The sequence below is a fragment of the Ornithinimicrobium sp. INDO-MA30-4 genome (assembly GCF_021535045.1).
Classification (GTDB): Bacteria; Actinomycetota; Actinomycetes; order Actinomycetales; family Dermatophilaceae; genus Ornithinicoccus.
In genome coordinates this window covers 644,527-657,400 of sequence record NZ_CP091056.1, presented here as the reverse complement: position 1 = coordinate 657,400, position 12,874 = coordinate 644,527, and the positions used below count along the sequence as shown (strand labels likewise).

Below are 12,874 nucleotides of genomic sequence, written 5' to 3'. Positions count from 1 at the left end.
CACCCCGCATGACCCTTCGGCCGGGTCATCCCGGCCGAAGGCCAACTCAGCACCTCACCGTTGCTGAGGTATAGCCGTTCGCCTACCTTCGCTCAGGTTCCCGCTCTAAGGGACCTGAGCGAAGGTATGCGGGCAGGCCAAAACTTCCTAGGCTTGAGGCCTCATGGCATCGACTGGCGATCAGAACGCCAGCGTAGGCACCGCGGTGACTGCCGAAAATAATCCCTTGCGCGTCGCTGCTGATAAGCGACTTCCCCGCATCGCGGGCCCCTGCAGCATGGTGATGTTCGGCGTGACCGGCGACCTAGCTCAAAAGAAACTGCTCCCAGCGATCTATGACCTAGCGAACCGTGGGTTGTTGCCACCGGGGTTCTCCTTCGTTGGGTTTGCCCGGCGTGACTGGACTGACGCCAAATTTGCCGAGGTTTTCTACGATGCGGTCAAAGCCCACGCCCGCACACCCTTCCGCGAAGACGTTTGGGAGAGCCTGGCTCAAGGCATACGTTTTGTCTCCGGTGCCTTTGACGACGCCGACGCCTTTACCGATCTCGCCACGACGGTGCAGAAGTTAGACATGGAGCGCGGCACCGGGGGCAACACTGCCTTCTACCTCTCCATCCCGCCGGACTGGTTTGCCCCGGTCACGGAGCGACTGCAGGCGGCTGGCCTGAGTGACGCTGAGTCGGATACTTGGCGGCGGGTCATCATCGAGAAGCCTTTTGGAGATAACCTGGAGTCGGCTCAGCAGCTCAACGCCATCGTTGAGGGAGTCTTTCCGCCTGACTCGGTCTTCCGGATCGATCACTACCTCGGCAAAGAAACCGTGCAGAACCTCCTGGCCTTGCGGTTCGCCAATCAACTCTTCGAACCCATCTGGAACGCCAACTTCGTCGACCACGTGCAGATCACCATGGCCGAGGACATCGGCATCGGTGGCCGCGCTGGGTACTACGACGATGTAGGCGCGGCCAAGGACGTCATTCAAAACCACCTGTTGCAATTGCTGGCTCTCACTGCAATGGAAGAGCCCATTGCCTTCTCTGCCTCCGCCGTCCGCGCCGAGAAAGAAAAGGTGCTGGCCTCCGTCCGGCTGCCCGAAGACCTCAATGCATCCACCAGCCGCGGTCGGTATACCGGCGGCTGGCAGGGCGGCGAAGAGGTTCGCGGTTACCTAGATGAAGATGGGGTGCAGGCCGAGAAGAACACCGAAACCTATGCCGCGATCACCCTTAATGTGAATACCCGCCGATGGGCCGGGGTGCCCTTCTATTTGCGCACTGGCAAACGCTTGGGCAAGCGCGTCTCTGAAATTGCAGTTGTCTTTAAGCGCGCCCCCGCTTACCTTTCTCCACCAGTGCCCCCGAAGAACTGGGCCAGAATGCGATTGTTATTCGGGTGCAGCCCGATGAAGGCATCACGATGCGTTTCGGCTCCAAGGTGCCGGGAAGTCAGATGGATGTGCGGGATGTGACCATGGACTTCGGCTACGGTGCGTCGTTCACTGAGTCCAGCCCCGAAGCCTACGAGCGGTTGATTCTGGATGTCTTGCTCGGCGACCCGCCCTCTTCCCCCGGCACGAAGAAGTTGAGCTGTCGTGGCAGATTTTGGACCCGATTGTGAATCACTGGAAGGCCCAAGACGCACCCCCGGCTGACTACCGTGCGGGCACCTGGGGCCCCAAGGAAGCCGATGAAATGTTGAGCCGCCACGGCCGAGAATGGAGGCGCCCATGATTGTCGATCTAGAGCGCACGACGACCAAGGACATCAGCAAGAAATTGGTGTCTCTGCGCAGCGAACTGGGCGCCACAGCCTTGGGCCGGGTGCTCACTCTCCTGGTCTCGGTCGATGAGTCGTTTGCCGATACCGCTGTTGCAGCCGCCAACGACGCAACTCGCTTACACCCGGCTCGCATCGTGGTCTTGGTCCGCACGGAAGACACCGAGAACCGCCTCGACGCCCAAATTCGGGTCGGCGGTGATGCCGGAGCCTCAGAAATCATCGTCTTGCGGCTCTCCGGGGAGTTGGCCGACCACGGTGATGCTGTGGTGACTCCGCTGTTGCTGCCGGACTCCCCCATCGTCGCGTGGTGGCCCAGTAATCCTCCGGATGACGTCGCGTCATCGGCACTGGGTCAGATTGCCACGCGCCGGATCACCGACGCTGGTATGGCGCCGGATTCTCGGGTCGACCTGGGGTTGCGTTGCCGCTTCTACTCTCCCGGAGACACTGACTTGTCCTGGACCCGGATCACCCGGTGGCGGGCTTTGCTCGCTGCCTCGTTGGATTACCCGCCATTCGAGCCGGTCAGCAAAGTTACGATTACTGCCGAGGCTGCCTCACCGAGTGCTGATTTGCTCGGCGCTTGGTTATCGGCAGCCCTCAACGCGCCCGTTGTCCGGGACACGACTGAGGACGGCAGCGGCCTCATCTCGATGCGCCTGGATAGGGCCTCTGGACCCATCGAGCTGGCACGCGCGCAGGGCCCCACCGCCATGTTGTCTCAACCACTACAACCGGAGCGCCAAGTTGCGCTGCTCGAGCCAGATCTTAGTCAGGCGCTGGCCGATGAGTTGCGCAGGCTTGATCCCGACGAGGTGTATTCGACAGCCCTGTGCCACGGCTTGCACCGCGTGTATCAAGGAACGGCTCACCAGGAGACAGAAAGCACTTCAACAGCTCAGGAGCATGAGATGGATGAAAGCAGCGCCTTTGTCGCGAACGCGAGCATGGGGCAGATATCGACCCACCCCACCAAGAAGGACGTAGCCGACGCAGTTGCTGTGGCAGCGATGCAACAGCTGCGCACCGCTGTCGATCAGCGCGGGGTTGCCCACCTGGGTCTCACCGGGGATCTCTTGGCATCGAAGTTGTTCGTTCGATCACTGATCTGGCTGCCGGCGATCCAGTATGGGCAAGCGTCCATCTCTGGTGGGGCGACGAGCGCTTTGTCACACGTGGCCACGATGATCGCAATGACCAGCAGGCCTTCGATGCTGGTGCTTTGCGCTGGGGTGTCCCGCCCGAGCAAGTCCACAGTGTGGATGCCGGCAACGACATCGCGGACCTGCCAGCGGCAGCCGCTAACTACGCCACCGCACTAGCCGCCAGCGCGGATTCCGCTGGCGAGCAGAACGCTATTGCTGCTCCGGCGATGGACGTGCTGTTGTTGGGTGTGGGGACCGACTCCCACATCGCCAGCCTCTTTCCTGGACGCGAGGAAGTGCTCATCACGGACTCGGCAACTGTTGCGGTCGTCGACTCCCCAAGCCGCCACCGTTGCGCGTTTCACTCACCGTCCCGGTGATCCAGCGGGCAAAGGCCGTCTGGCTTGTCGTCGGCGGACAGGACAAGGCTGCGGCCGTGGCCTCCGCGCTGAAGGGCATGGACCAGCCCGCGCACCCCGCCTCTTTTGCCCGAGGCACCCAGGAGACCCGTTGGTGGCTCGACGCCGAAGCGGCGAGCCTCTTGTCGAGCTAAACACGCAGGCATGCAAAGCGGCGAGAACCAGATGGTTCTCGCCGCTTTCGTCTTGCAGGGGATGGCTACTTTGCGGAACCTGAGCCGATCCCCCGTTTGCGCATTGACTTGAGTGCCTCGTCCAAGAGCGCCGCACCATCCGTGTCGGTGCGCCGCTCTTTCACATAAGCAAGGTGTGTTTTGTAGGGAGCGTGCTTGCTTGCGGGAGGTGGGTTTGCTTTGTCCTTCCCTGCTGGCAGTCCGCACCGAGGGCAATCCCACGTTTCGGGAATGGCTTCACTGGCTTCTTGGGAAAAACTTGGCTTTGACTCATGGCCGTTAGAACACCAAAAAGAAATCGTGAGGCGTGGGGCGTGCTCGCCGCGCTCTGCCTCCCCCATCGGGCCACTTCCGACCCGGCTGCCGCGAATCGAGTTTGCGCCGGCCATAGTTACGTCCTCTTGTCACGGGCTCAAGGCGAGCCATTACTAGCCACATCTGCCCGGGCGGGCACGCCTAGGTTAAGCAGATTCGCAGATAAAAACCAGGCCGTTCCCAGATATTGGCCATAACACACCCAAAACAATCAGTTACTCATGCGTAACTGATCAAAACACCAATTCCGACGATGGAAGCAAACCAAATAACCGACATCGCGACAGTGATGCGATTCAGGTTTCGCTCAGCGACTGAGGACCCTCCGAGGCTTCCAGACATGCCCCCACCGAACATGTCCGACATGCCGCCACCCCGACCTTTATGCATCAGAATCAGCAACACAAGAAAGATACTGCTGAGAACCAGCAGCACCTCGAGGAAGATACGAACAGCAGTCACGCTGGGACACCTTATCTAAAGCGATTGACCCGTGTTGAAGAACAGTCAGCCGCCCGACCCCATGAGGATCGAGCGACTGACAGACTAACTTACCGGCCTGGATTGCACCGGATCACACTTGCGAGCTGGCTCTCAGGCCTTGGCCTGCTGCTGATACCGGCAGATCGCGGAAAACTCGTCGACGTTAATCGACGCTCCACCAACCAGTGCACCATCAACGTCGGCTTCGGCCATGATGGACGCAATGTTGTTGGCCTTGACGGAGCCCCCGTACAAGATACGGGCTGCCTGCGCCACTTCCTCGCCGGCCAACTCGCTGACGAGGCCACGGATTGCGGCACAAACCTCTTGTGCGTCCGCGGCCGTTGCCACCTCGCCGGTGCCAATAGCCCAGACGGGCTCGTAAGCCAGCACCGTTCCAGCAATCTGCTCAGTTGAGAGCCCGTCAAGCGCGCGCTTCACCTGCCCCAAGACATACTCGACGTGGGTGCCAGCCTTGCGGTCATCCAACGACTCACCGATGCACAGAATCGGCGTCAGGCTGTGACGAAAAGCTGCCTGCAACCGCGCATTGACAATTTGGTCGGTGTCATTGCGGTGCTCGCGGCACTCGCTGTGGCCAACTACGACGTATGTGCAGCCCAGCTTGTTCAAGAAGGCACCAGAAATCTCACCGGTGTAGGCGCCCGAATCATGCACAGACACATCCTGCGCGCCATAGACCAACTCGAGCTGGTCACCCTGCACCAAGGTCTGCACTGAACGCAGATCAGTGAAGGGAGGCAAGACAGCTACCTCAACATCGGCAAAGTTGTGCTTGCCGTCCTTGAGGCTCCAGTCCAACTTCTGCACCAGATGAGTCGCCTGAAGGTGATCCAGGTTCATCTTCCAGTTGCCCGCCATTAGCGGGGTGCGAGAGCTCATGCTTCCTCCAAAACGCTCAGACCAGGCAGCGTCTTACCTTCAAGGTACTCAAGGCTTGCTCCACCACCGGTCGAAATGTGGCCGAACTGGTCATCGTCAAATCCGAGCAGACGCACAGCAGCAGCACTATCTCCGCCGCCAACGACCGTCAGAGCGCCTGCAGCAGTGCGCTCAACGAGTGTTTGTGCAAGTGCTGCGGTGCCAGCCGCATAGGGAGCCATCTCGAAGGCACCCATCGGACCGTTCCAGAACACAGTTTCGGCGTCAGCCAAAGCTTCGGCAAACACCTTTTCCGAGTCAGGACCGATGTCGAGCCCAAGGCGATCGCTCGGGATGCTGTCGACTGCAACAACGGTGTGCTCAGCCTCAGCCGAAAACTCGGTCGCTGCGACAACATCGGTTGGCAGGACAATCTCGACTCCGCGAGCCTTGGCATCCTCGAGATATCCCCGAACAGTCTCGACCTGATCCTCTTCGAGAAGGCTCCGTCCCACCTCGTGGCCCTGAGCCTTAAGGAAGGTGAAGACCATGCCGCCGCCGATGAGCAACTTATCGGCCACGGTCATCAGCGATTCGATGACGCCAAGTTTGTCGCTGACCTTTGCGCCACCCAGCACGACGGCATAGGGGCGGCGAGGATCGTCACGCAGCGCATGCATGACCTCAACTTCGGCAAGCACTAGCTTTCCTGCTGCATGCGGCAAGCGAGAAGCAACGTCATACACAGAGGCCTGCTTGCGGTGCACAACGCCAAAGCCATCCGAGACAAAGACGTCGGCCAATGCGGCCAACTCATCTGCGAAAGCGCCGCGCACTGCGTCGTCCTTGGACGTTTCACCGGCATTGAATCGCAGGTTTTCCAAGACAACGACATCGCCATCGCTCATGGCACCAACGGCTTGAGCCGCAACAGGCCCAACAGTCTCGGCTGCAAAGCCGACCTGCTGGCCGAGCAACTCACCGAGTCGTGCTGCTACGGGCCGCAACGAAAAGACGGGATCGGGCTCGCCCTTGGGCGGCCCAGGTGGGCACACGACAACGCGTGCGCCCATCTGGGTCAGAGCCTCAATGGTCGGCACCGATGCACGGACACGACCGTCGTCGGTGATCCGGTCGCCATCCAGCGGCACGTTCAGGTCACTGCGCAGCAGGACCGTCTTACCACCAGATCGCCAAGTGATTCTAGGGACCGCATATCCTCAGGCGGTCTTGCCCACGAGGGTGGTGAGGTCCACCAGGCGGCTGGAGTAGCCCCACTCGTTGTCGTACCAACCGACGACCTTGACCATGTTGCCGGTGACCTTTGTCAGGCCAGCGTCAAAGATGCAGCTGTGCGGGTCGGTCTCGATGTCCTTGGAGACGATCGGGTCCTCTGTGTACTTCAAGAACCCGGCCAGCGAGCCTTCGGTGGCCGCTGCCTTCACGATTTCGTTGACCTCTTCGACGGTGGTCTCACGCGAGGCCTCAAAGGTCAGGTCGGTTGCCGAACCGGTGGCGACGGGCACGCGCAGTGCGTAGCCGTCCAGCTTGCCCTTCAACTCAGGCAGCACCAGTGCAACGGCCTTCGCTGCACCGGTCGTGGTCGGCACGATGTTGAGGGCTGCGGCGCGGGCGCGACGCAGATCCTTGTGCGGTGCGTCCTGCAGGTTCTGGTCGGCGGTGTAAGCGTGAATGGTGGTCATCAAGCCCTTTTCGATGCCCAGACCATCGTTGAGTGCCTTGGCCATTGGTGCCAGGCAGTTCGTGGTGCACGATGCGTTCGAGATGATGTGGTGCTTCTCGGCGTCGTACAGCTCGTCGTTGACACCCATCACGATGGTGATGTCTTCGTTCTTGGCCGGAGCCGAGATGATGACCTTCTTAGCGCCAGCGTCGCGGTGAGCCTGGGCCTTGCTGCCCTCGGTGAAAATACCGGTGGACTCGATCACAACGTCGACGTTGAGGTCGCCCCACGGCAGGGCCGCTGGGTCGCGCTCAGCGAAAGCCTTGATGGCGTGGCCATCAACGGTGATCTCGGTGTCGCTTGAGGTGACCTCTGCGTCCAGCCGCCCCAAGATGGAGTCGTAGCGAAGCAGGTGGGCCAGTGTCTCGTTGTCAGTCAGGTCATTGACGCCGACAATCTCGATGTCAGCGCCTGAGGTGTGCACGGCGCGGAAGAAGTTACGGCCAATGCGGCCAAATCCGTTGATCCCTACCCGAACAGTCATCGGGGCAACCTTTCCTGGCGGGGGCGACGCACCCTTGTGCGTCAATGGTGGTATTTCTACCTGCTCAACCTACACACAATCGCTGTGGCTTAGCAGGAACTTGTGGGCTGGCTGAGCCTAATCCTCGAGCATGTCCGGGGTCAGATTTGCCTCTGTCCCGTCAACACCCAACTCTTCGGCTCGTTTGTCAGCCATGGCCAGCAGCCGCCGGATTCGACCGGCAACAGCGTCCTTCGTCATTGGAGGATCGGCTAGCCCCCTAACTCTTCCAGAGAGGCCTGCTTATGTTCCAGTCGCAAACGCCCGGCGACCAATAGATGATCGGGGACGTCTGGTCCCAACAGCTCCAGTGCACGCTGCACGCGAGCGCCGGCAGCGACCGCTGCGCGCGCTGATCGACGCAAATTGGCATCGTCAAAGTTGGCCAGCCGGTTGGCGGTGGCACGGACTTCGCGACGCATGCGGCGCTCTTCCCAAGCCAGGACAGCATCATGGGCTCCGAGCCGGGTCAGCATCGCGCCAATGGCGTCACCGTCGCGGATGACGACACGATCAATGCCGCGCACCTCACGAGCTTTGGCGCTAATCCCCAACCGACGCGCAGCACCGACCAAGGCAAGCGCTGCTTCGGGGCCCGGACAGGTGATTTCGAGGGCCGAAGATCGGCCGGGCTCAGTGATGGACCCGTGCGCCAAGAAAGCACCCCGCCAAGCGGCTTCGGCGTCACAGACCGAAGAGCCAACGATCCTGGGCGGCAATCCGCGCACTGGTCGGCCGCGGTTGTCGATCAAACCAGTTTGGCGCGCAAGGGATTCACCATCTTTTGCGACACGCACGACATACCGGGTGGATTTGCGCAGGCCGCCTGCGCTCATCACGACAACCTCCGTGGGTGTGCCGTAGACCTCGTGGATATAGGTGCGCAGACGTCGCGCCGATTGAGCGGTGTCGAGCTCGGCCTCAATGACGATCCGGCCGCCGATAATGTGCAACCCCCGGCAAACCGCAAAGTGGTCGAAACCTCTGCTTTGCGACAGCAGGTCTTTGTCACTGGGAGACGGCTTAGCTCGTCTTTTACCTTCGCAGTCATCGCCACGATTTCACACTTCCCAAAGATCCGGTTGAGGTGCACTGGACATCACGTCGCGATAGGCCGCAGCCAAGCGAAGGGTGTCGTGCTGACCAACCGTGTTGATTTTGCTGACTGACGAGATGACCAATTTAGCCCCAAGGTCCGAACACACACCGCGCAAGACGTCCTCTTCGGCCCGGATGACCTTGGGGTCGGCAATGACGTAGTCGAACTTCAGATCTGGCGCATGGGCGCTCATCACCTCGACGTGCTGAGACGCGGAAAATCCTTCAGTTTCGTCGTCGTGCAAGCCGACATTCAACGTCAGGATCTTGCGCGCTGGCGTTTGTTCGATCGCTTGCCGCAGGTCGGGCACCAACAGGTGCGGCATGACCGAGGTGAACCACGACCCAGGACCCAAAATCACCCAATCGGCCAAGGTGATGGCCTCTACGGCCTCCTTGGTGGCTGGTGGGTCTTCGGGCAAGAGCCGAACGCCAAGGACTCGCCCGTCACTGCCAGCGACAGCAGACTGACCGCGCACCGTCACTTCCGAGTCGGGTGCCGTGGGGTCTACGCCGCTCATGCTGGCCTCGATGTCGAGTGGCACGGACGACATCGGCAGGACTCGCCCGCGGATGTTGAGCAAGCGGCCGGCGACATCTAGTGCCCGGACCGGATCGTCAGCCAACTCCCACAGGCTCATGAGCAACAGGTTGCCCAGAGCGTGACCAGATAGCTCGCCCGTTCCACCCAAACGGTGCTGCAGCACGGCAGCCCATTGGTGCCCCCAACTCGTGTCTTCGCACAAAGCGGCGATGGCCATTCGAAGGTCACCGGGCGGCAAGATGTCGAACTCTTCGCGCAGCCGGCCACTTGATCCGCCGTCATCAGCCACGGTGACAATGGCCGTGATCCGCTCGCTCAGGTGGCGAAGGGCCTGGAGCGAGGCGGAAAGACCGTGCCCGCCTCCCAGCGCGACGACCGGGGCCGTTCATTCGCGCCCCAGGTCGCGGTGGAAGCTGGTGATCTGGACTCCGCCGATGTCACCGAGCCGATTGACCATTTCCTCAACAGTCGCCACTGAGCGGTGCTTGCCGCCCGTGCAGCCAACAGCCACTGTCACGTGGCGACGGCCTTCTGCCAAGTACCCATTCACCGCTGTGCGCAAGAGAGCCTCAGCGTGACCGATGTATTCCTGTGCTCCCGGTTGGCCCAAAACAAAGTCGCGCACGGGTGCGTCGCGCCCGGTAAAGGGTCGCAGCTCCGGGTTCCAGTACGGGTTGGGCAGGAAGCGCAGGTCCAACACGATGTCAGCGTCGAGTGGGATGCCGTATTTGAAGCCGAAAGACATCACGGCAAGACGCAACTTGGTCTCGACTTCACTGCTGAACAGCTCATCCACCTTGGCACTGAGCTGATGGACGTTGTACGAGGTGGTATCGATCACGACGTCGGCGCTTGAGCGGATGTCACTCAGGGCGCGCCGCTCCCGACGAATACCGTCCAACAGCAAGCCCTCACCCTGCAACGGGTGGGGACGACGAACAGCTTCGAAGCGGCGGATCAACAATTCGTCCGTGGCGTCGATGAAGACCACGAGCGGGCTCCAGCCGATGGCCTCCAACTCGGTGATGGCGTGCGCGAAATCGGAGTCGAAGTTGCGACTGCGCACGTCGACCACTGCCGCCACGCGCGGAATGTCGGTCTCTTCTTCGGTGCTCTCGACCAGCTGCGGGAGCATTTTGGCCGGAATGTTGTCGACGACGTACCAGCCGCGATCCTCCAGGACATCCGCTGCGGTTGTGCGTCCTGCGCCGCTCATGCCGGTGAGCAGCACAAACTCACCCCTGCTCTTGGGCGGGCTGTCCAACTCGTGGCTCATCACATTCCTTTCACTCCAGCACTTCTCCAGTGCTTAGGTTAACGGCGGGAGCCGTCTGTGTTGCATGGATATGGTCAAAAATTGTTTGGGCTAGGGATGGACCGATCCCCGAGACTTCACACAAGTCGTCAAGAGATGCTGCCTTCACGGCCTTGTATGAGCCAAACTTGGCCAACAGTTTTTGCTGCCGGCCCGGCCCCAGGCCAGGGATTCCGTCGAGTTGGCTCACTGTCATGGACTTGGATCTGCGCTGCCGATGGAACGTATTGGCGAAGCGGTGAGCCTCGTCGCGCACCCGCTGAAGTAAGTACAGCGACTCGCTGCTGCGCGGCAGGATCACCGGAAAGTCTGAGCCCGGGACCCACACTTCCTCCAGCCGCTTGGCCAGGCCAACGACGGTCACATCGGTCACCCAACCTCGCTCAACGCTGCCTGCGCGGCATTAACCTGGGGCAACCCTCCATCGACGACGACGAGGTTAGGCGGATAAGCAAACTTGTTTGAGCGCTCGTGATCTTCGTCCTGCTCCGTGGCTGGTCGCTCCACGAGGTGCCTGAATCGACGGGTTAGCACTTCGTGCATCGCGGCTGTGTCGTCCCCCGTGCCGTCCTTGACGATGTACTTGCGATACTCGGACTTGCGCGGCAACCCGTCCTCAAAACCACCATGGATCCGACGACGTTGGTTCCTTGCACGTGGCTAATGTCGAATGACTCGATCCGCAGCGGCGCATCGTCGAGCTCCAGCAACTCTTGCAGGTCACTGAGCGCCTGGCTGCGCACCGTGAGATCGCCCGAGCGGGCCACCTTGTGCCGCACCAGCGCTTGATCTGCGTTGCGCTTCACCGTCGCCATCAGGGCCTTCTTGTCACCCCGTTGCGGAATCCGGACAGACACTTTGAGCCACGCAGAGTCCGAAGCCACGCTGCGACATCATCCTGGCTGGTGGGCAAGACGGGTAAGAGCACCTCGCGCGGGACAGCCTCGCCACCTTCGCCGCCGTACACTTGCTGCAGCAGGTGCTCGACGATGTCTGGCAGGTCTTCGGCCCCCTTCTCACTCACCCAGCCGCGTTGGCCTCGAATCCTTCCGCCGCGAACATGGAAAACCTGCACGGCGACCTCAAGCTCGTCCTCTGCCAGCGCAAAGACATCCGCATCTGTGTCATCGCTAAAGACCACCGTTGACTTTTCAAGGGACCGCTTGAGGGCACCCACGTCGTCGCGCAACCGGGCTGCTTGCTCATAGTCCTGGCTGTCACTCGCCTCTCGCATGCGACCTTCGAGACGGCGGACGAACTTGCTTGTGTTGCCTGCAACGAAATCGCAAAACTCTTCGGCAATAGCTCGGTGATCTTCAGCAGAGATTGATCCCACACACGGCGCCGAACACTTGTCGATATAGCCCAGGAGGCAGGGCCGGCCTACCTGCCCAGCACGCTTAAATACACCCTTGCTACACGTGCGAACGGGGAAGACCCGCAGCAGGAGATCCATCGTCTCGCGGATCGCCCACGCATGGGTGTACGGGCCGAAGTAACGCGTGCCGGGTTTTTGGCACCACGCATCACCTGAACCCGTGGGTACTCCTCGCCCATCGTGACCGCCAGGTAGGGATAGGACTTGTCATCCCGATACTTGACATTAAACCGGGGGTCGAACTCCTTGATCCAGCTGTACTCGAGTTGTAGTGCCTCGACCTCGTTGCCGACGACCGTCCACTCGACACTTGCGCCAGTTGTCACCATCGAACGAGTTCGCGGGTGCAACGCTGAAATGTCTTGAAAGTAGGAACTCAAACGAGAGCGCAGCGACTTCGCCTTGCCGACGTAGATCACCCGACGATGGCTATCGCGAAAGCGGTAGACACCAGGCTCGGCAGGAATGTCGCTGGGTTGAGGACGGTATGTGGTGGGGTCAGCCAACGCCAGCACCCACGCGAGGATCGGTCAAGGCCGTAATGTCAGCGGCCCTCCTCAAGCACGATCGAGTCGCCGTCAATGGTGAAGCTGGCTTCGGTGAGGCCAGACGTCGCGGGCCCGGAGACCACTTCACCGGTGGCTTGATTAAAGGTGCTGTCGTGGCATGGACAAATCAGCTCTCCACCGGATGCACCTGAGACTGCGCAGCCCTGGTGTGGGCAAGTGGCGTCGAAGGCCACGAACTCGCCCTCAGTCGGTTGAGCGATGACCGTGTTGGCATCCCGTAGGAAGGTTGAACCTCCGACGGGAATCTCGCTTGTCGGAACGCTCGTACCAGTCGCCTGAGGCGCACTTTCCGAAGCTTGAACGTCGTCTGCTACTGGTTCCGCCACGTCCTCGGCCTCTTCTGAAGCGCCACAGGCAGCAAGAGCGGTGGCGCCCACCGGTGCGATCAAGCCGGCGCGCAGCACTGACCGACGTGGGTGCCCTTCAGCCTCAACAGAAGTGTTGCTTGCGGTGCCATGTTCATTGCTCATCGAATCCTCCATTGTGGCGGGTTGGCTATCGCCGA

At 61.0% G+C, this 12,874-nt stretch carries 7 protein-coding genes and 6 pseudogenes; 3 read left to right on the top strand and 10 right to left on the bottom strand.

Annotation, left to right across the window (positions count from 1 at the left end; translation table 11 throughout):
* The first annotated feature begins 277 nt into the window (after positions 1-277).
* The 3 pseudogenes from zwf to pgl all read left to right on the top strand — a co-directional run bounded on the left by zwf (position 278) and on the right by pgl (position 3,479).
* Positions 278-1,733, top strand: a pseudogene (zwf, locus tag L0A91_RS03755) (glucose-6-phosphate dehydrogenase).
* A pseudogene (locus tag L0A91_RS03750) lies at positions 1,718-2,554 on the top strand (glucose-6-phosphate dehydrogenase assembly protein OpcA); the annotation flags it as partial. The pseudogenes zwf and L0A91_RS03750, both read left to right, overlap by 16 nt.
* A gap of 185 nt (positions 2,555-2,739) precedes the next feature.
* Positions 2,740-3,479: pseudogene (pgl, locus tag L0A91_RS03745) on the top strand (6-phosphogluconolactonase).
* Between the two features lie 65 nt (positions 3,480-3,544).
* Here the strand turns inward: pgl and L0A91_RS03735 are convergent.
* From L0A91_RS03735 to L0A91_RS03690, 10 genes and pseudogenes are all read right to left on the bottom strand, one after another.
* Complete coding sequence (locus tag L0A91_RS03735) at positions 3,545-3,907, bottom strand: RNA polymerase-binding protein RbpA (protein ID WP_235245915.1); 363 nt, start codon at positions 3,905-3,907, stop codon at positions 3,545-3,547.
* Between the two features lie 145 nt (positions 3,908-4,052).
* Positions 4,053-4,295, bottom strand: a complete 243-nt coding sequence (secG, locus tag L0A91_RS03730; protein ID WP_220122445.1) for a preprotein translocase subunit SecG — start codon at positions 4,293-4,295, stop codon at positions 4,053-4,055.
* Between the two features lie 132 nt (positions 4,296-4,427).
* The gene (tpiA, locus tag L0A91_RS03725) at positions 4,428-5,219 is read right to left on the bottom strand and encodes a triose-phosphate isomerase (RefSeq protein ID WP_235245914.1); all 792 of its coding nucleotides are present in this window, start codon (positions 5,217-5,219) and stop codon (positions 4,428-4,430) included.
* Positions 5,216-6,414, bottom strand: a pseudogene (locus tag L0A91_RS03720) (phosphoglycerate kinase). Before L0A91_RS03720 ends, tpiA begins: the two are co-directional and overlap by 4 nt.
* Before the next feature lie 4 nt (positions 6,415-6,418).
* On the bottom strand, positions 6,419-7,426 hold the full coding sequence (gene gap, locus L0A91_RS03715) for a type I glyceraldehyde-3-phosphate dehydrogenase (protein ID WP_235245913.1): 1,008 nt from the start codon (positions 7,424-7,426) through the stop codon (positions 6,419-6,421).
* Positions 7,427-7,543: 117 nt separating this feature from the next.
* Positions 7,544-8,522: pseudogene (gene whiA, locus L0A91_RS03710) on the bottom strand (DNA-binding protein WhiA).
* A 4-nt stretch (positions 8,523-8,526) separates the two neighbouring features.
* Positions 8,527-9,426: a uridine diphosphate-N-acetylglucosamine-binding protein YvcK gene (gene yvcK / locus L0A91_RS03705; protein ID WP_311198130.1), complete on the bottom strand. Its 900-nt coding sequence runs from the start codon at positions 9,424-9,426 to the stop codon at positions 8,527-8,529.
* Positions 9,427-9,492: 66 nt separating this feature from the next.
* Complete coding sequence (rapZ, locus tag L0A91_RS03700; protein WP_235245912.1) at positions 9,493-10,383, bottom strand: RNase adapter RapZ; 891 nt, start codon at positions 10,381-10,383, stop codon at positions 9,493-9,495.
* Between the two features lie 10 nt (positions 10,384-10,393).
* A pseudogene (gene uvrC / locus L0A91_RS03695) lies at positions 10,394-12,306 on the bottom strand (excinuclease ABC subunit UvrC).
* A 38-nt stretch (positions 12,307-12,344) separates the two neighbouring features.
* Complete coding sequence (locus L0A91_RS03690) at positions 12,345-12,839, bottom strand: Rieske (2Fe-2S) protein (protein ID WP_235245911.1); 495 nt, start codon at positions 12,837-12,839, stop codon at positions 12,345-12,347.
* Positions 12,840-12,874 lie beyond the last annotated feature (35 nt).